At 55.0% G+C, this 19713-nt stretch carries 17 protein-coding genes; 15 read left to right on the forward strand and 2 right to left on the reverse strand.

The genetic code is table 11. From position 1 onward, the window contains the following. The first annotated feature begins 13 nt into the window (after nt 1-13). From fabD to ptsG, 10 genes are all read left to right on the forward strand, one after another. The gene (fabD, locus tag F0Q32_RS21850) at nt 14-943 is read left to right on the forward strand and encodes an ACP S-malonyltransferase (protein WP_149464702.1); all 930 of its coding nucleotides are present in this window, start codon (nt 14-16) and stop codon (nt 941-943) included. Nucleotides 944-954: 11 nt separating this feature from the next. Then, a complete protein-coding gene (gene fabG / locus F0Q32_RS21855) occupies nt 955-1689 on the forward strand; it encodes a 3-oxoacyl-ACP reductase FabG (protein ID WP_149464703.1) in 735 nt (244 codons plus the stop codon). Nucleotides 1690-1898: 209 nt separating this feature from the next. Continuing rightward, on the forward strand, nt 1899-2135 hold the full coding sequence (gene acpP, locus F0Q32_RS21860) for an acyl carrier protein (RefSeq protein WP_003857954.1): 237 nt from the start codon (nt 1899-1901) through the stop codon (nt 2133-2135). 88 nt (nt 2136-2223) lie between these two features. After that, nucleotides 2224-3465: a beta-ketoacyl-ACP synthase II gene (gene fabF / locus F0Q32_RS21865; RefSeq protein ID WP_149464704.1), complete on the forward strand. Its 1242-nt coding sequence runs from the start codon at nt 2224-2226 to the stop codon at nt 3463-3465. Nucleotides 3466-3606: 141 nt separating this feature from the next. Further along, complete coding sequence (gene pabC / locus F0Q32_RS21870) at nt 3607-4416, forward strand: aminodeoxychorismate lyase (RefSeq protein WP_149464705.1); 810 nt, start codon at nt 3607-3609, stop codon at nt 4414-4416. Between the two features lies 1 nt (nt 4417). Continuing rightward, nucleotides 4418-5440 carry a cell division protein YceG gene (gene yceG, locus F0Q32_RS21875; RefSeq protein WP_149464706.1) on the forward strand — a complete coding sequence of 341 codons (1023 nt, stop codon included), beginning with the start codon at nt 4418-4420 and terminating at the stop codon, nt 5438-5440. Beyond that, nucleotides 5430-6071: a dTMP kinase gene (gene tmk / locus F0Q32_RS21880; RefSeq protein WP_149464707.1), complete on the forward strand. Its 642-nt coding sequence runs from the start codon at nt 5430-5432 to the stop codon at nt 6069-6071. Before yceG ends, tmk begins: the two co-directional genes overlap by 11 nt. Beyond that, nucleotides 6068-7072, forward strand: coding sequence for a DNA polymerase III subunit delta' (gene holB / locus F0Q32_RS21885; protein ID WP_149464708.1), 1005 nt, complete (start codon nt 6068-6070; stop codon nt 7070-7072). The genes tmk and holB overlap by 4 nt, the downstream gene beginning before the upstream one ends. A gap of 10 nt (nt 7073-7082) precedes the next feature. After that, complete coding sequence (locus F0Q32_RS21890) at nt 7083-7877, forward strand: metal-dependent hydrolase (protein ID WP_149464709.1); 795 nt, start codon at nt 7083-7085, stop codon at nt 7875-7877. 381 nt (nt 7878-8258) lie between these two features. Then, nucleotides 8259-9692 (forward strand): PTS glucose transporter subunit IIBC, encoded by a 1434-nt coding sequence (gene ptsG, locus F0Q32_RS21895; protein WP_149464710.1) that lies wholly within the window; start codon nt 8259-8261, stop codon nt 9690-9692. Nucleotides 9693-9798: 106 nt separating this feature from the next. On the opposite strand, the gene mfd is transcribed toward ptsG, so the two are convergent. Both mfd and F0Q32_RS21905 read right to left on the reverse strand, forming a co-directional pair. Next, nucleotides 9799-13245 (reverse strand): transcription-repair coupling factor, encoded by a 3447-nt coding sequence (mfd, locus tag F0Q32_RS21900; protein ID WP_149464711.1) that lies wholly within the window; start codon nt 13243-13245, stop codon nt 9799-9801. 142 nt (nt 13246-13387) lie between these two features. Beyond that, entirely contained in the window at nt 13388-14455 is a 1068-nt protein-coding gene (locus F0Q32_RS21905) for an acyltransferase family protein (protein WP_149464712.1), read from the reverse strand. A 299-nt stretch (nt 14456-14754) separates the two neighbouring features. On the opposite strand from F0Q32_RS21905, the gene lolC reads away from it, so the two are divergent. The 5 genes from lolC to cobB are packed head-to-tail and all read left to right on the forward strand — an operon-like array spanning nt 14755 to nt 19700. After that, nucleotides 14755-15954 carry a lipoprotein-releasing ABC transporter permease subunit LolC gene (gene lolC / locus F0Q32_RS21910; RefSeq protein WP_149464713.1) on the forward strand — a complete coding sequence of 400 codons (1200 nt, stop codon included), beginning with the start codon at nt 14755-14757 and terminating at the stop codon, nt 15952-15954. Then, nucleotides 15947-16648 carry a lipoprotein-releasing ABC transporter ATP-binding protein LolD gene (gene lolD / locus F0Q32_RS21915; protein ID WP_149464714.1) on the forward strand — a complete coding sequence of 234 codons (702 nt, stop codon included), beginning with the start codon at nt 15947-15949 and terminating at the stop codon, nt 16646-16648. The genes lolC and lolD overlap by 8 nt, the downstream gene beginning before the upstream one ends. Next, nucleotides 16648-17892, forward strand: coding sequence for a lipoprotein-releasing ABC transporter permease subunit LolE (gene lolE, locus F0Q32_RS21920; protein WP_149464715.1), 1245 nt, complete (start codon nt 16648-16650; stop codon nt 17890-17892). Before lolD ends, lolE begins: the two co-directional genes overlap by 1 nt. Before the next feature lie 60 nt (nt 17893-17952). Then, entirely contained in the window at nt 17953-18864 is a 912-nt protein-coding gene (gene nagK, locus F0Q32_RS21925; protein ID WP_149464779.1) for an N-acetylglucosamine kinase, read from the forward strand. Nucleotides 18865-18878: 14 nt separating this feature from the next. Further along, entirely contained in the window at nt 18879-19700 is an 822-nt protein-coding gene (gene cobB, locus F0Q32_RS21930; protein ID WP_149464716.1) for a Sir2 family NAD+-dependent deacetylase, read from the forward strand. The last annotated feature ends 13 nt before the right edge of the window (nt 19701-19713 follow it).

Consider the following 19713-nt stretch of genomic DNA (forward strand, 5'->3'; position numbering starts at 1 on the left):
TAAGGATAAAAAAATGACGCAATTTGCTTTTGTGTTCCCTGGGCAGGGTTCTCAAACGGTTGGGATGTTGTCTGAATTAGCGGCAACTTACCCAATTATTGAAGAGACTTTCCGTGAAGCGTCTGACGCACTGGGTTATGATCTGTGGGCATTGACCCAACAGGGCCCGGCTGAAGAGCTGAACAAAACCTGGCAGACACAGCCTGCGCTGCTGACCGCATCCGTTGCGCTGTACCGTTTGTGGCAGCAGCAGGGCGGTAAAGCGCCGGTTCTGATGGCAGGTCATAGCCTGGGTGAATATTCTGCGCTGGTTTGCGCTGGCGTCATTGATTTCGCTGATGCGGTTCGTCTGGTTGAACTGCGCGGCAAGTTTATGCAGGAAGCTGTTCCGGCAGGTACCGGTGGCATGTCCGCGATCATTGGCCTGGACGACGCGTCTATTGCCAAAGCCTGTGAAGAGTCTGCCGAAGGGCAGGTGGTTTCTCCGGTGAACTTTAACTCACCGGGCCAGGTGGTTATCGCTGGTCACAAAGAAGCCGTTGAACGTGCAGGCGCAGCCTGTAAAGCCGCTGGTGCAAAACGTGCGCTGCCACTGCCGGTCAGCGTACCGTCTCACTGTGCGCTGATGAAGCCTGCCGCGGATAAACTGGCCGTTGAGCTGGCAAAAATTACGTTTAACGCACCGCAGATCCCGGTAATTAACAACGTGGATGTGCAGTGTGAAACCGCGCCGGACGCGATTCGTGATGCGCTGATCCGCCAGCTGTATAGCCCGGTTCAGTGGACGAAGAGCGTGGAACTGATGGCGGCGAAAGGTGTAGAGCACCTGTATGAAGTTGGTCCGGGCAAAGTGCTTACCGGCCTGACGAAACGTATTGTAGATACCCTGACAGCATCGGCGATTAACGAGCCGGAAGCCCTGTCAGCGGCACTTGCGCAATAAAAGAGGAACGCATGAGCTTTGAAGGAAAAATTGCCCTGGTAACAGGTGCAAGCCGCGGTATTGGCCGCGCAATCGCTGAAACTCTCGTCGCTCGCGGCGCGAAAGTGATCGGCACTGCGACCAGTGAAAACGGCGCGCAGGCGATTAGCGAGTATCTGGGTGCGAACGGTAAAGGTCTGATGTTGAATGTGACCGACCCGGCATCTATCGAATCTGTTCTGGAAAATATTCGCGCAGAATTTGGCGAAGTGGACATTCTGGTCAATAATGCCGGGATTACACGTGATAACCTGTTAATGCGCATGAAAGACGATGAGTGGGACGATATCATCGAAACCAATCTTTCATCAGTTTTCCGTCTGTCAAAAGCAGTAATGCGCGCTATGATGAAAAAGCGTCACGGTCGTATTATTACTATCGGTTCTGTGGTTGGTACCATGGGAAATGCTGGTCAGGCTAACTACGCTGCGGCGAAAGCAGGTCTGATCGGTTTCAGTAAGTCGCTGGCGCGTGAAATTGCGTCTCGCGGTATTACGGTGAACGTTGTTGCTCCGGGCTTTATTGAAACGGACATGACGCGTGCGCTGTCTGATGACCAGCGTGCGGGTATCCTGGCGCAGGTTCCTGCGGGTCGCCTCGGCGGCGCACAGGAAATCGCCAACGCGGTTGCATTCCTGGCATCCGACGAAGCAGCTTACATCACGGGTGAAACTTTGCATGTGAACGGCGGGATGTACATGGTCTGACCGCGATTTGCACAAAATGCTCAGGATGCGCGCAGTCTACGTAGTTCTGGGCATAATTAGTGCAAAATGATTTGCGTTATAGGGGGGTATGGCCTCAAAATAACGTAAAATCGTGGTAAGACCTGCCGGGATTTAGTTGCAAATTTTTCAACATTTTATACACTACGAAAACCATCGCGAAAGCGAGTTTTGATAGGAAATTTAAGAGTATGAGCACTATCGAAGAACGCGTTAAGAAAATTATCGGCGAACAGCTGGGCGTTAAGCAGGAAGAAGTTGTGAACTCCGCTTCCTTCGTTGAAGACCTGGGCGCAGATTCTCTTGACACCGTTGAGCTGGTAATGGCTCTGGAAGAAGAGTTTGATACTGAGATTCCGGACGAAGAAGCTGAGAAAATCACCACCGTTCAGGCTGCCATTGATTACATCAACGGCCACCAGGCGTAAGTGAACATCTCCAGGCGGTCATTCGACCGCCTGAGTTTTATCTTTTTTTCCCAACGAATCTTATTTATTCCCTCCCTGGAGGACAACCGTGTCTAAGCGTCGTGTAGTTGTGACCGGACTGGGCATGTTGTCTCCTGTCGGCAATACCGTAGAGTCTACCTGGAAAGCTCTCCTTGCCGGTCAGAGTGGCATCAGCCTGATCGACCATTTCGATACTAGCGCCTATGCAACGAAATTTGCTGGCTTAGTAAAGGATTTTAACTGTGATGACATTATCTCGCGCAAAGAACAGCGCAAGATGGATGCCTTCATTCAATATGGAATTGTCGCTGGCGTACAGGCCATGCAGGATTCTGGCCTTGAAGTGACGGAAGAGAACGCAACCCGCATCGGTGCCGCTATTGGTTCCGGTATCGGTGGTCTCGGCTTGATCGAAGAAAACCACAGTTCGCTTGTAAAAGGCGGACCGCGTAAGATCAGCCCGTTCTTTGTTCCATCCACAATTGTTAATATGGTGGCCGGTCATCTGACCATCATGTTTGGTTTGCGTGGGCCAAGTATCTCTATCGCAACGGCTTGTACTTCAGGCGTACATAACATTGGCCATGCAGCTCGCATTATTGCTTATGGCGATGCAGACGCGATGGTGGCGGGTGGCGCAGAAAAAGCCAGTACGCCGCTCGGCGTGGGTGGCTTTGGCGCAGCGCGTGCACTTTCTACTCATAACGAAAACCCGCAGGCGGCGAGCCGTCCGTGGGATAAAGAGCGTGATGGCTTCGTGCTGGGTGACGGTGCAGGTATGGTGGTACTTGAAGAGTACGAGCATGCGAAGAAACGCGGCGCGAAAATCTACGCTGAAGTTGTCGGCTTTGGTATGAGCAGCGATGCTTACCATATGACGTCACCGCCGGAAGACGGTGCAGGTGCTGCGCTGGCGATGGTCAATGCACTGCGTGATGCAGCGCTTGAACCGGGTCAGATTGGCTACGTTAACGCACACGGTACATCGACGCCGGCGGGCGATAAAGCGGAAGCGCAGGCTGTGAAATCTGTCTTCGGCGATGCTGCCAGCCGCGTAATGGTGAGCTCCACGAAATCCATGACCGGTCACCTGTTAGGTGCGGCGGGAGCGGTAGAATCAATCTACTCCATCCTCGCGCTGCGCGATCAGGCTGTCCCGCCAACCATCAACCTGGATAACCCGGATGAAGGTTGCGATCTGGACTTCGTTCCTCACGAAGCCCGTCAGGTAAGCGGAATGGAATACACCCTGTGTAACTCCTTCGGCTTCGGCGGCACCAACGGTTCGTTGATCTTCAAAAAGATCTAACGCTGACGGCGGGCCCGCTCGCTGACAGAAAGACCGTTTAAGAAGGCCCGCTTTGCGGGTCTTTTTTTATCTTCAGTTTTCTCTGCTTGTCCTGTACTACTCATCCTGCGACACTATCCGCCCACCGAAAAGGAGCGGCTTATGTTCTTGATTAACGGCCTGAAACAGGACACCCTCGCGGTCAACGACAGGGCTACCCAGTTTGGCGATGGCTGTTTTACAACGGCCTGCATCCAGCAGGGGCGCATATCTTTACTCTCTGCCCACCTCGCGCGCTTACAGCTTGCCTGCCAGCGTTTAAGCATCGTCTTCAATGACTGGACGCTCCTTCAAGAGGAAATGTGCCAACTGGCGGCCCAACAACAGCAGGGCGTGCTGAAAGTTATTATTAGCCGCGGCACGGGCGGCAGAGGCTACAGCGGTGCGGCGTGTGTCTCTGCTACGCGTATTCTTGCCACGTCCGCATCACCTGCTCATTACGCACGCTGGCGCAAGGAAGGCATCACTTTAGCACTCAGCCCGGTACGCCTGGGGCGCAATCCCTATCTCGCCGGGCTGAAACACCTTAACAGGCTGGAACAGGTGTTGATCCGCTCTCATCTTGAGCAGACGGACGCTGAAGAGGCGCTGGTTCTTGACAGCGAAGGGTGGGTTACGGAATGCTGTGCGGCTAACTTGTTCTGGCGCAAGGGGCAGGATGTTTTTACACCGCGTCTTGATCAGGCGGGAGTGAATGGGATCATGCGCCAGCACATTATTGCGCAGCTTGCCGCATCGCCTTACACGCTGATTGAGGTGGTCGCGCTGCCGGAAGCGTTAGCCGATGCAGATGAAGTGTTAATCTGCAATGCGTTGATGCCGTTAGTGCCGGTGCAACACTACGCCGGGTTCGATTGGCCGTCGCGCGAACTTTACCAATATTTAGCCCCATTTTGTGAGTTGTCTGATTAGCATGAAGAAATTGTTAGGCGTTATTTTGATACTGCTGGTAGTGATGGCTATCGCTGCGGGCATTGGCGCGTGGAAAGTTCGTCAACTGGCGAACAGCACGCTGTTAATTAAAGAAGAGACCATTTTCTCCCTCAAAGCTGGAACGGGCCGACTGGCGCTGGGCCAACAGCTTTACGGCGAAAAAATCATTAATCGTCCGCGCGTGTTTCAGTGGCTGCTACGCCTTGAGCCGGAGCTTTCTCACTTCAAAGCCGGGACCTATCGCTTTACGCCATCAATGACCGTACGCGAAATGCTGCAATTGCTCGAGAGCGGCAAAGAGGCGCAGTTCCCGCTGCGCTTTGTTGAAGGTATGCGGGTGAGCGATTATCTGCGTCAGCTGCGCGATGCGCCGTATGTGAAGCATACGCTGGCGGACGACAGTTACGAAACCGTCGCAAAGGTGCTTGAGCTGGAGCATCCGGATTGGGTGGAAGGCTGGTTATGGCCCGATACCTGGATGTACACCGCCAATACCAGTGATGTGGCGATTCTCAAACGTGCGCACCAGAAAATGGTGACCGAGGTCGATAAGGTCTGGGAAGGGCGTATGGAAGGGCTACCGTATAAAGACCAGAATGAATTGGTGACCATGGCCTCGATTATCGAGAAAGAGACGGCCGTCGCTGAAGAGCGCGATCGTGTGGCGTCTGTTTTTATCAATCGCCTGCGTATAGGTATGCGTCTGCAAACCGACCCGACCGTGATTTACGGGATGGGTGAGGGTTATAATGGTAAATTGACGCGTAAAGATCTGGAAACGCCGACGGCTTACAACACCTATGTCATTGCCGGCATGCCGCCGGGGCCGATCGCGGCACCTGGGGAAGCGTCGTTGAAAGCAGCGGCGCATCCGGCCAAAACGCCGTATCTCTATTTTGTTGCTGACGGCAAAGGCGGCCACACTTTCAATACTAATCTGGTCAGCCATAACCGCTCAGTGCAGGACTATCTAAAAGCCCTTAAGGAAAAAAATGCGCAGTAACTATATCGTCATCGAAGGTCTGGAAGGCGCAGGGAAAACCACCGCACGCGATGTAGTGGTAAAAACCTTGCAGGAACTGGGCATCACGGATTTGGTTTTTATCCGTGAGCCGGGCGGGACCGTCCTTGCTGAAAAACTGCGTAGCCTGGTGCTGGATATCAAATCTGTCGGTGATGAAGTGATCACCGATAAAGCCGAAGTCTTAATGTTTTACGCCGCGCGCGTACAACTGGTGGAGACGGTCATTAAACCGGCGCTGTCGAAGGGGGAGTGGGTAATTGGCGATCGCCACGATCTCTCCACCCAGGCGTATCAGGGCGGCGGACGCGGTATTGATCAACACATGCTGGCGACGCTGCGCAATGCGGTGCTGGGCGATTTTCGACCGAACCTGACGCTCTATCTGGATGTTACGCCGGAAGTGGGCCTGAAACGCGCCCGAGCCCGTGGCGACCTTGACCGTATTGAGCAGGAGTCGCTGAACTTCTTCAATCGTACCCGGGCGCGCTATCTTGAGCTGGCGGCGGCAGATGATAGCATTCGCACTATCGATGCGACGCAACCATTGCAGCAGGTCATGAGCGACATCCGCCAGACGGTTATAGACTGGGTTGCGGAGCAGCAGGCATGAAATGGTATCCGTGGCTACGTCCCGCTTTTGAACAGCTGATTACCAGCTATCAGGCCGGTCGAGGCCATCATGCGCTGCTGGTGCAGGCGCGCGTTGGTATGGGCGAGGAAGCGCTGGTCTATGCGTTGACGCGCTATCTGATGTGCCAGCAACCTGATGGCCATAAAAGCTGCGGGAAATGCCATAGCTGCCAGTTGATGCAGGCCGGTACGCATCCGGACTATTACGCGCTTGCGCCAGAAAAGGGCAAGAGCACGCTGGGTATTGATGCGGTGCGTGAGGTCAGTGAGAAGCTGTACGAGCATGCCCGACTGGGCGGCGCGAAAGTGGTGTGGATTGCCGATGCGGCGATCCTCACAGAAGCCGCCGCCAATGCGTTGTTGAAAACGCTGGAAGAGCCGCCGAAAAATACCTGGTTCTTCCTCGCCTGTGAAGAGCCCGCGCGTCTGCTGGCAACCTTACGCAGCCGTTGTCGTCTTTTTCATCTCGCACCGCCGTCTGAACAGTACGGTTTAGCCTGGCTGGAACGAGAAGTGACAATGTCACAAAATGAATTGCTGGCAGCGCTACGCCTCAGCGCCAGCGCGCCTGCGGCGGCGCAAACGCTGCTTCAGGAAGAGATCTGGGCATCCCGGGCAAAACTGTGTCAGGGGCTCTCTGCTACCCTTAGCAGCGGTGACTGGCTGGTGTTGCTGCCGTTACTGAATCATGAAACGGTGGCCCAGCGTTTGCACTGGCTGGCATCGCTGCTGCTTGATGCGCTCAAACAGCAGCAGGGTATCAGCGCGATTGTGAACGTCGATTATGGCGCGTTGGTGCAGCAGATCGCCCATGCGATAACGTCAGCGCGACTCCAGGCTATCGTGGCGGATATCTGTTCCTGTCGCGAACAGTTGCTGAACGTGACGGGGCTGAACCGTGAATTGATCCTCACCGAGCGCCTTCTGCGCTGGGAACATTACTTGCAACCTGGTGCGGTACTGCCGGTATCGCATCTCTAAGAGAGACATTATGTTTTTAGTCGACTCGCACTGCCATCTTGATGGCCTCGATTATGAAAACCTGCATAAAGATGTAGATGACGTGCTGGCCAAAGCCGCCGCACGCGATGTGAAATTTTGTCTGGCTGTCGCCACCACTTTGCCCGGTTACCGTGGCATGCGCGATCTGGTCGGCCAGCGGCCAAACGTGGTTTTCTCCTGCGGCGTGCATCCCCTGAATCAGGATGAAGAGTACGATGTAGAAGAACTGCGCCGTCTGGCGGCAGAGGAGGGCGTGGTCGCCATGGGCGAAACCGGGCTCGACTACTATTACACACCGGAAACAAAACCCCGTCAGCAGATCTCCTTCCGCCAGCATATCCAGATTGGTCGCGAACTGAATAAACCGGTTATCGTTCATACACGTGACGCACGTGTTGATACGCTGGCGATTCTTCGCGAAGAAAAAGTGACGGATTGCGGTGGCGTACTACACTGTTTCACAGAAGACAGAGAAACCGCAGGTAAGTTGCTGGATATGGGGTTCTATATCTCTTTCTCGGGGATTGTGACCTTCCGTAATGCAGAGCAACTGCGTGATGCCGCGCGTTACGTGCCGTTGGATCGTTTGCTGGTTGAAACGGATTCGCCGTATCTGGCGCCGGTACCGCATCGCGGTAAAGAGAATCAGCCCGCGATGACGCGTGATGTTGCAGAGTATATGGCCGTTCTGAAGGGCGTTACTGTTGAAGAACTGGCGCAGCAGACGACACAAAACTTCGCCAGTCTCTTCCATATTGACCCCGCCCGCCTGCAACTTCCCTGATTTCTCAGCTTATTTTAAAGCTCGTAATTAATAATCAAAGCGAGTAAAGTTCACCGCCATTAAAATGGCGGTGGATGGGGTTTTTGTAACATTTGGCAATCAATTATGTAAAGTTACATAAGTATTTCATCTGTCGCTCATTGAAACGTGATAGCCGTCAAACAAAGTTCAGGGTATTTATTTTACTCTATGTAATAAATAAAGGGCGCTTAGATGCCCGTTACACGACGAGGTTACTCCCCCCTCGTTAATGCGTGAAAACGTAGAAAAAATACACAACATCATTCTTGTTGCGTCAGCTGGCACCGTAACTGCCGCTTACGCAGACGTAGCCCGAAAGGTGATGTGTAAAAGCACAAATACTCAGGAGCACTCTCAATTATGTTTAAGAATGCATTTGCTAACCTGCAAAAGGTCGGTAAATCACTGATGTTGCCAGTATCCGTACTGCCTATCGCAGGTATCCTGCTGGGCGTCGGTTCTGCAAACTTCAGCTGGCTGCCAGCCGTCGTTTCCCATGTTATGGCGGAAGCGGGCGGTTCCGTTTTTGCCAACATGCCGCTCATCTTCGCTATCGGTGTTGCTCTGGGCTTCACCAATAACGACGGTGTTTCCGCTCTGGCTTCCGTTGTCGCCTACGGCATCATGGTGAAAACCATGGCTGTGGTTGCGCCGCTGGTCCTGCATCTCCCGGCTGAAGAAATCGCCGCGAAGCACCTGGCGGATACCGGTGTTCTCGGCGGTATTATCGCCGGTGCGATCGCCGCGTACATGTTCAACCGCTTCTACCGTATCAAGCTGCCTGAGTATCTGGGCTTCTTCGCCGGTAAACGTTTCGTTCCGATCATTTCTGGTCTGACCGCAATCTTTATGGGCATCGTGCTGTCCTTCATTTGGCCGCCGATTGGTACCGCTATCCAGACCTTCTCTCAGTGGGCTGCTTACCAGAACCCGGTTGTGGCGTTTGGTATCTACGGCTTCATCGAGCGCTGCCTGGTACCGTTCGGTCTGCACCATATCTGGAACGTGCCTTTCCAGATGCAGATTGGTGAGTTCACCAACGCAGCAGGCCAGGTGTTCCACGGTGATATCCCGCGTTACATGGCCGGTGACCCGACCGCGGGCAAACTGTCCGGTGGCTTCCTGTTCAAAATGTACGGCCTGCCGGCTGCAGCGATTGCTATCTGGCACTCAGCTAAACCGGAAAACCGTGCAAAAGTGGGCGGTATCATGATCTCCGCGGCGCTGACCTCGTTCCTGACCGGTATTACCGAGCCGATCGAGTTCTCCTTCATGTTCGTTGCGCCGATCCTGTACATCATCCACGCGATTCTGGCGGGTCTGGCATTCCCGATCTGTATCCTGCTGGGTATGCGTGACGGTACGTCGTTCTCTCACGGTCTGATCGACTTTATCGTTCTGTCTGGTAACAGCAGCAAACTGTGGCTGTTCCCGATTGTCGGTATCTGCTATGCGATCGTTTACTACACCATCTTCCGCGTGCTGATTAAAGCGCTGGACCTGAAAACGCCGGGTCGTGAAGATGCAACCGAAGACAGCAAAGCTGGCGCAACCAGCGAAATGGCACCGGCTCTGGTCGCTGCTTTCGGCGGTAAAGAAAACATCACCAACCTTGATGCCTGCATCACCCGTCTGCGCGTCAGCGTGGCGGACGTCGCGAAAGTTGACCAGCCTGGGCTGAAGAAACTGGGCGCGGCAGGTGTGGTTGTTGCGGGTTCCGGCGTTCAGGCGATTTTCGGTACTAAATCTGATAACCTGAAAACCGAAATGGATGAATACATCCGCAATAACTAAGCTCGGTTGAGCGACGTTGGGGAGAAGAAAAGGGGAACCGAATGGCTCCCCTTTTTGCAACCTGAGGTGCCTGACGCGCTGTGCTTATCAGGCCTGCCATTTAGCATTATGCGATGGCGTTCTCTTCTAACTGACTCATAAACTGTCGCACCCAGTCCATACGCGCTTGACGCTCGCTCAGGTCCTGGAAGAACTTCAGCCGTGTCGGACCGTCCAGACGATAGTGCTGCGGCTGTTTCTGCAACAGACTAATCAGCCAGCTCGGGTTCACATGGTTTTTCTCCGCGAACTCAATCACGCCGCCTTTCTCGTTGCCTTCCAGCTTACGAATACCCAGTTTCTGTGCCTGTTGGCGCAGACGCGCGATATCCAGCAGCGTGCGCGCTGCATCGGGCAACAGACCAAAGCGGTCAATCAATTCCACTTTGATCTCATCCAGTTCGCTTTCGCTTTTCGCACTGGCGATACGCTTGTAGAAGGAGAGACGCGTATTGACGTCAGGAATGAAATCGTCCGGCAGCAGCGACGGCATACGCAGCTCCACTTCCGTTTGCTGGCTGGTGAGATCTTCCAGCGACGGTTCACGGCCTTCTTTCAACGCATCGACAGCGTTTTCCAGAAGTTCCATATAGAGCGAGAAGCCAATGGTTTCCATCGAACCACTCTGATCTTCGCCAAGCAGTTCACCCGCGCCGCGAATTTCGAGGTCGTGGGTCGCCAGCGCGAAGCCAGCGCCGAGATCTTCCAGCGAAGCAATGGCTTCCAGACGTTTCTGCGCATCGGTGGTCATCGCTTTTGGATGCGGTGTCAGCAGCCACGCATAGGCCTGGTGGTGTGAACGCCCCACACGGCCACGCAACTGGTGCAGCTGCGCCAGACCGAAGTGATCCGCCCGTTCAATAATGATGGTATTGGCGGTCGGAATGTCGATGCCGGTCTCGATGATGGTCGTACAGACCAGCACGTTGAATCGCTGGTGATGGAAATCGTTCATCACGCGTTCCAGTTCGCGTTCGCGCATCTGACCATGGCCTATCGCGATGCGCGCCTCCGGCACCAGTTCGGCCAGTTTATCCGCTGTTTTCTGGATGTTTTCGACATCATTGAACAGATAATAGACCTGACCACCACGCAGAATTTCACGCAGAATGGCTTCACGAACCACCAGATTATCGTATTCACGCACGAAGGTTTTGACCGCCAGACGACGCGCCGGCGGCGTGGCAATAATCGACAAATCACGCATGCCGCTCATCGCCATATTCAGCGTACGCGGGATTGGCGTGGCGGTGAGTGTCAGGATATCCACATCGGCGCGCATCGCTTTAATGCGTTCCTTGTGGCGAACACCGAAGCGGTGCTCTTCATCAACGATCAGCAAACCTAAATCCTTCAGCTTCACATCGTTTTGCAGCAGCTTGTGGGTGCCGATCAGAATGTCGATTTTGCCTTCCGCCACCTGTTCCAGAATTTGTGCCTGCTCTTTGGCGCTACGGAAGCGGGAGAGCATTTCAATGCGCACCGGCCAGTTGGCAAAACGGTCGCGGAAGTTATCGTAGTGCTGTTGCGCCAGCAGGGTAGTCGGCACCAGCACGGCCACCTGTTTGTTGTTTTCGACGGCCAGGAATGCGGCGCGCATCGCCACTTCGGTTTTACCGAAGCCCACGTCGCCGCACACCAGGCGGTCCATCGCCAGCGGCTGGCACATGTCACTTAACACAGCATTAATGGCCTGCGCCTGATCCGGCGTGGTTTCGAACGGGAAGCTATCGCAGAATAGCTGATACTGTTCACGATCGTGTTTAAAGGCAAAGCCTTCTTTCGCTGCGCGCTGAGCATAAATATCGAGCAACTCGGCCGCGACATCACGCACTTTCTCAGAGGCTTTTTGCCGGGCGCGCGCCCAGGCATCGCCGCCCAGTTTATGCAGCGGCGCGTTTTCTTCGGCACCGCCTGCGTAGCGGCTAATCAGATGCAGTGAGGAGACCGGCACATACAGTTTGGCCTCGTTGGCGTAGGTCAGCATCAGGTATTCGCCTTTGATGCCGCCGGCCTCCAGCGTGGTCATTCCCGCATAGCGCCCAACCCCATGTTCCGGGTGTACCACCGGCTGGCCGATATGCAGCTCGGCCAGGTTGCGGATCAGGGTATCCGGATTAATGGTGCGGCGGGAGTCCTGGCGACGTCGTGCCACGCGCTCGCCCAGCAAGTCGCTTTCGCAAATCAGCGCCCGGTTATTTTGCGTGTCGATAAACCCGTGCTCCGCCGCGCCAATCATCAGATAGCGCCCGGCATCCGTCGCTTCATCCAGCCGCAGAATGCGTTTTGGCGACAGCTTGATGCGCGCCAGCAGCTCGCCTAACGCTTCCCGACGACCTTCACTCTCTACGGAGAAAATCACCAGGCCGGTAAACGATTCCAGGAAGCGGCGCAGGTTATCCAGCGGCGCTTTGTTTTGCGCCTGAATCGCAAGCTCGGGCAGCGGCTGGAAGCCGAGATTGGTGTTGGCCGCTTTCTCTGCCAGATGCTCTGTTTTGAGTTGAATGCGCGGCCATTTTTTCAGTTCGCTGTTAAGCTCGTCCGGGCGTAGCCACAGCAGTTCCGGCTCCAGCAACGGGCGCATCGGGTCAACGCCGCGATTCTCGAATCGCGCCTGTGCATCGGCCTGGAAACGGGTAGCGCTGGCGTCGAGATCGCCGGTGTTCACCAGCAGCGTATTGGCCGGGAAATAGCTGAACAGCGGCGGCAATGGTTCGCTAAAGAATAGCGGCTGCCAGTACTCGATCCCCGCTGGCAGCGTACCTTTACTCACCTGTTGATAGATATGCTCGGCGTCGCGTTTTACATCGAACTTATCGCGCCACTGGCTGCGGAACAGCTCGATGGCGGTTTTATCCGTCGGGAATTCGTGTGCAGGCAGAAGATTAATGGAATCGACTTCTTCCAGCGTGCGCTGGCTGTCCGGGTCGAACACGCGCAGGCTGTCAATTTCATCATCGAAGAAATCGAGACGATACGGCTGCTCACTGCCCATCGGAAAGAGATCGAGCAGCGCGCCGCGCGTGGCGTACTCGCCGTGCTCCATGACCTGATCCACGTGGCGATAACCCGCGCTATCCAGTTGCGCGCGCAGGGCATCGCGTGACAGACGCTGGCCTTTTTTCATCATCAACGCGTGGCCGTGCAGATAACTGTGCGGGCAAACGCGCTGCATCAGCGTGCTTACGGGCACAATTAACACGCCGCGCTGCATCATCGGCAACTGGTAAAGCGTTGAAAGACGGGACGAAATAATATCCTGGTGCGGAGAAAAACTGTCGTACGGCAGCGTTTCCCAGTCGGCGAGGTTCATCACCAGATTATCGGTAAACTGGCTGATTTCATCGTGCAGTCGCAGGGCATTCTGCATATCAGGCGCAATCAGGATAACCGGGCCGGTATGACGTTCGGAAATCTCCGCGACCAGCGTGGCGCAGGCCGCACCGGTCAGTTCCCCCAGTTGACGCTGATCGCCAGCTTTGGTGGGTAGGGCGTAACGGGCTAGTTCAGGCATAGCGGGGCACGTTCTCCAGAAACCGCAAAGTGACACGGTAAAAATATCAATTTATTACGCTTATTATCCGTGATGGCGGCGGGAGTGCAACTGCGGAAATCGAGGAGAGAAAACGCCAGGCCCGGAAGCCTGGCGTGAGGCGTCAGGACGTCGCCAGCGCGCGTTTTGCTGGCGGGCTAAACAGCAGATCGTCCGTCAGACGGCGCGAAATCTGGCGTACTAAAAGACCAAACAGTGTGCACACAAAAAGGCTTAGCAGCGGGTAAGCAAGCAGCAGCGCCAGTTCGCTGGTCGCCGTGAGCGCATGCCCGTTTACCTGTTTGATGAGTACCAGGCTTGCACCTTCGACCAGAGTACGGTGCGTGGTGTAGATGGCGATGGTGTTTGAACCGACAACGTTCAGCCAGTTATTTTCGCTCGGTGGAATAACCTGACTGGCTCGCCAGAAGAGTTTCATGATGACGAAAATCGACAGCAGCGCCATCAGCAGCGGAACGCCCTTGAAGTAGAGCGCCACGGCAGCAAGCGCGAAAACCAGAAGCGGAATAAGCGCCTTGCGCGGCAGCGCTGTCGTCAGCCAGACCATCACCGCCGTGCCGTACCATGCGCCCAGCGCATAATAGATAACGTTACGCAGCACGCTGTTCATTCCCCACCACGGTAGCGGCAGGAAGTTGATTGCCACGCTGAGCAGAGCTAATGCGACGATGAGCGGCGCTTTCACTCGCACAAACAGTTTACAGAACACAAAATAGACGACCAGTGCGTAGAGATACCACAGGCTGGTGCTGGCAGTGAGCATGCCATACATAAACTCGCCGGGGTTATCGGCGTAGGCTGCGTTGGCGGCATTACCAAGGTCACGCTCAGGCGCCAGCCAGCCGTTTAACTGGCGCAGTGCCAGCCACTGCAACAGCCCCCACAGCGCCAGCACATAGACAATATGCCAGATGCGTTTATCCACACAGCCTTTCCACGGTACTTCGGCCACATAACGCTGAATAAGAAAGCCCGAGATAAAGAAAAACACCGGCATGCGGAACGGGGCGAGGTATAAATTGAAGTAGATCCAGCATTTCGAGAGCGTCTCTGACCAGGGATGCTGGAACGCAAAGAGATGCGGATAGAAGGTTATCACCGAGTGGTACACCACCACCAGGCAGATACATAACCCTTTTATCTGGTTGATCCATAATGTTTTTTGTTGCATGTCGCCTGTGCCTTCGTTGCCATAAAATAAGGCGTTATCCTGAAGGCCGTTAAAAGGGATGTAATGGGTAACAGTCTGTATTCATACCATTTTCAGAAAAGGATCAGGTAACAACCAGGCGTCGTTTTCCACGTTGTTACTTAAATCAATCGTCTGTTTTATCTGCGAATCTGAAATCATTTGCTTGATTTTTAGGAATATTTTAACCCGGCAATGACGAAAACTTACTGTTTCACTCATTTACGCTCTTTGCTTTCGCTTATATACTCATGCCTCTGCTATCAGCAAAGACGGATTACATGTATCAACCTGTCGCACTATTCATTGGCCTGCGTTATATGCGTGGGCGCGCAGCGGACCGTTTCGGTCGCTTTGTTTCCTGGCTGTCGACAATCGGCATTACCCTTGGCGTAATGGCGCTGGTTACCGTGCTTTCGGTGATGAACGGCTTTGAACGTGAGCTGCAAAACAACATTCTGGGGCTGATGCCTCAGGCCATCCTGACCGCTGAAAACGGTTCCCTCAATCCCCAAACGCTGCCTGAGAAAGATGTCAAGCTGCAAGGCGTCACGCGCGTTGCGCCGTTAACCACCGGCGATGTGGTGCTGCAAAGCGCGCGCAACGTCTCGGTTGGCGTGATGCTGGGTGTTGATCCCGCACAGAAAGATCCGCTGACGCCATATCTGGTTAACGTCAAACAGAGTGCGCTGGAAGCGGGCAAATATAACGTCATTCTCGGTGAACAGCTGGCGGGGCAACTGGGCGTTAACCGTGGCGATCAGCTGCGCGTGATGGTGCCGTCGGCCAGCCAGTTTACGCCGATGGGCCGCGTTCCGAGCCAGCGTCTGTTTAATGTTATTGGCACCTTTGCCGCAAGCAGCGAAGTCGATGGTTATCAAATGCTGGTCAACATTCAGGATGCCTCGCGCTTGATGCGCTATCCGGCGGGGAATATCACCGGCTGGCGTCTGTGGCTCGATAAACCGTTGCAGGTCGATACCCTCAGCCAGCAAACGTTGCCGGAAGGCACCAAATGGCAGGACTGGCGCGAGCGCAAAGGCGAGCTGTTCCAGGCCGTGCGCATGGAGAAAAACATGATGGGGCTGCTGCTAAGCCTGATCATCGCGGTGGCAGCCTTCAATATCATCACCTCGCTGGGGCTGATGGTGATGGAGAAGCAGGGCGAAGTCGCCATTCTGCAAACCCAGGGGCTGACGCCACGTCAAATTCTGATGGTCTTTATGGTTCAGGGCGCCAGCGCGGGCGTGATTGGTGCGCTGCTTGGCGCCGTACTGGGCGTGTTGCTCGCCAGCCAGCTTAACAATTTAATGCCGGTAATCGGTGCGTTCCTTGATGGTGCGGCGCTGCCGGTGGCCATCGATCCAATGCAGGTTATCGTGATTGCGCTGGTGGCGATGGCGCTGGCGTTACTCTCTACGCTTTATCCTTCCTGGCGCGCTGCCGCCACTCAACCCGCTGAGGCTTTACGTTATGAATAAGATCCTGTTGCAATGCGACAACCTGTGCAAACGCTATCAGGAAGGCTCTGTGCAAACCGACGTGCTGCACAATGTGAGCTTTAACGTAGGCGAAGGCGAGATGATGGCGATTGTCGGCAGCTCCGGCTCCGGTAAAAGTACGCTGCTGCACCTGCTGGGCGGGCTTGATACACCGACCTCCGGCGACGTTATTTTTAGTGGTCAACCGATGAGCAAGCTCTCTTCGGCGGCTAAGGCTGAACTGCGTAACCAGAAACTCGGCTTTATCTATCAGTTTCACCACCTGCTGCCCGATTTCAGCGCGTTAGAAAATGTGGCAATGCCACTGCTTATCGGCAAGAAGAAACCAGCGGAAATCAACGCGCGCGCGTTAGATATGCTGAACGCCGTCGGGCTTGGGCATCGTGCCCGCCATCGCCCGTCGGAACTCTCTGGCGGCGAGCGCCAGCGTGTGGCGATTGCCCGTGCGCTGGTCAACAACCCGCGTCTGGTGCTGGCGGATGAACCGACCGGCAACCTGGATGCTAAAAACGCTGACAGCATTTTTAAACTGCTGGGTGAACTGAACCAGTCCCAGGGCACCGCGTTTTTGGTTGTCACCCATGACCTGCAACTGGCGAAACGCATGGGCCGCCAGCTTGAGATGCGCGATGGCCGTCTTACCGACCAACTCTCCCTGATGGGAGCAGATTGATGGCCCCGTCACTCTCCCTTCTGATTGGCCTGCGCTTTAGCCGCGGGCGTCGCCGCAGCGGCATGGTGTCGCTGATCTCCGTGATTTCCACCGTCGGTATCGCGCTGGGCGTCGCGGTGTTGATCCTCGGCTTAAGCGCGATGAACGGTTTTGAACGCGAGCTAAACAACCGCGTACTGGCCGTGGTGCCGCACGGACAAATCGAAGCGGTAAACCAGCCGTGGACCAACTGGCGCACCATTCTGCCGCAGGTTGAAAAAGTCAACGGTATCGCGGCTGCGGCGCCTTACATCACCTTCACCGGGCTGGTCGAAAGCGGCAGCAATATGCGCGCGATTCAGGTGAAAGGTGTTGATCCTGAGCAGGAAAGCCGTTTAAGCGCGTTGCCGAAATTTGTGCAGGGCGAAAGCTGGAGCGACTTTAAGGCGGGCGGTCAGCAAATCATCATTGGCAAAGGTGTGGCGGATGCGCTGAAGGTGAAGCAGGGCGACTGGCTGACCATCATGATCCCGAACGCCAATGCGGAACACAAGCTGCTGCAACCCAAACGCATTCGTTTGCATGTTTCCGGCATTTTGCAGCTTAGCGGCCAGCTCGATCATAGCTTTGCCATGATTCCATTGCAGGATGCGCAGCAGTATCTGGAAATGGGTGACAGTGTCACGGGCATCGCGATTAAAGTAAACGACGTCTTTAACGCCAATAAACTGGTCCGTTCGGCAGGCGAAGTGACCAACAGCTATGTCACCATCCAGAGCTGGATCGGCACCTACGGCTATATGTACCGCGATATCCAGATGATCCGCGCGATTATGTATCTGGCGATGGTGCTGGTGATCGGCGTGGCCTGCTTCAACATCGTCTCAACACTGGTGATGGCGGTGAAAGATAAAAGTAGCGATATTGCGGTACTGCGCACATTGGGCGCAAAAGACGGGCTGATCCGCGCAATTTTCGTGTGGTATGGTTTACTCGCTGGCCTGTTGGGCAGCCTTCTCGGTGTGGTGATTGGCGTGCTGTGTGCGCTGAATCTGACGCCGATTATTAAGTGGATTGAAGGTGTTACTCGCCATAAATTTTTGTCTGGCGATATCTATTTTATCGACTTCCTGCCGTCAGAACTTCACTGGCTGGATGTCGTTTATGTGCTGGTCACCGCACTGTTGCTGAGTTTGCTGGCGAGCTGGTATCCGGCTCGCCGCGCCAGCCGTATTGACCCGGCGAGGGTGCTCAGTGGCCAGTAATTTAACGTCCTGACGGTGCAGTTTTGCCGCTGTGCGCGTCAGTAAGAGGAATTTACGATGATGCATTATGGATTTGATATCGGCGGCAGCAAAATTGCACTCGGCGTGTTCGATACGACGCGACAGCTAGTCTGGGAGACGCGTGTCGCCACGCCGAAAGAGGGTTATGAGGCTTTTCTTGACGCTGTTTGCGGGCTGGTGGCGCAAGCCGATGCGCGCTTCAACTGTCAGGGAACGGTGGGAATTGGTATTCCAGGCATGCCGGAAACCGAAGACGGTACGCTGTATGCGGCCAACGTGCCTGCCGCCACGGGTAAACCGCTGCGCGCAGACCTGAGCCGCTTACTGGCGCGCGATGTCCGTCTCGATAACGACGCCAACTGCTTCGCTATCTCAGAAGCGTGGGATGATGAATTCACCCAATACCCGTTGGTGATGGGCTTAATTCTTGGCACCGGCGTCGGTGGCGGCATTGTACAGAACGGCAAATCGATTACCGGCCATCGTTACATTACCGGAGAGTTCGGTCACATCCGCTTGCCGGTGGATGCGTTAGAGGTGGTGGGGCGTGATTTTCCGTTAACGCGCTGCGGCTGCGGGCAACTGGGCTGCATCGAAAATTACCTTTCCGGGCGCGGATTTGCCTGGCTTTATACACATTTTTATCACCAGCAACGCACCTCTCCGGAGATCGTCGCATTGTGGGAGCAGGGCGACGTGCAGGCACGCGAACACGTTGAGCGCTATCTGGACCTTCTGGCGGTGTGCCTGGGCAATATTTTAACTATCGTGGACCCCGATTTAGTGGTCCTCGGTGGCGGGTTATCAAACTTTTCAGCTATCACAGATGGGCTCGCGCAGCGCCTGCCGCGCCATTTACTCCCCGTCGCCGCCGTACCGCGCATAGAACGCGCGCGACACGGTGATGCGGGAGGAATGCGCGGCGCTGCCTTCCTTCATCTCACAAACTAATACATGGAGTAGATATGCAGTCGCGCCGCTTACATCGATTGAGCCGTTTTCGTCGGAATAAACGTCAGCTGCGCCAGCGTCTGCGCCAGCGGATTTTTTTCACTGACAGGGTGATACCAGAGCATATGGATAAACCAAGAGTTCTTGTGCTAACGGGCGCCGGTATTTCGGCTGAATCAGGTATTCGTACGTTTCGCGCGGCTGATGGACTGTGGGAAGAGCATCGGGTTGAAGATGTCGCTACACCAGAAGGATTTCAGCGCGATCCGGCGCTGGTTCAGGCATTTTATAATGCGCGCCGCAGACAGCTTCAGCAGCCGGAAATCCAGCCGAATGCCGCGCATATCGCGCTGGCCAGGCTGGAAGAGGCGCTGGGCGATAATTTTATGCTGGTGACGCAGAATATCGACAACCTGCATGAGCGTGCAGGCAGCAAAAATGTGCTGCATATGCACGGTGAACTGCTCAAAGTGCGCTGCACACAGAGCGGACAAGTGCTGGACTGGACTGACGATGTGACGCCGGACGATAAATGTCACTGCTGTCAATTCCCGGCGCCGTTGCGCCCGCATATCGTTTGGTTTGGTGAGATGCCGTTTGAGATGGACCACATCTATCTGGCGCTCTCTATGGCCGATATTTTTATCGCCATCGGCACCTCCGGCCACGTCTATCCGGCGGCAGGTTTTGTGCATGAAGCCAAACTACACGGCGCGAAAACCGTCGAGCTCAACCTCGAACCGAGCCAGGTAGGCAGCGAGTTTGAAGAGAAGTACTACGGTCTGGCGAGTGAAGTGGTGCCCGAGTTCGTCGAGCAACTGCTGCAAAAAATGTAAGTCTGTGCACCCG

Origin of the sequence: Pseudocitrobacter sp. 73 (assembly GCF_008369545.1) — a bacterium.
Classification (GTDB): domain Bacteria; phylum Pseudomonadota; class Gammaproteobacteria; order Enterobacterales; family Enterobacteriaceae; genus Pseudocitrobacter; species Pseudocitrobacter vendiensis.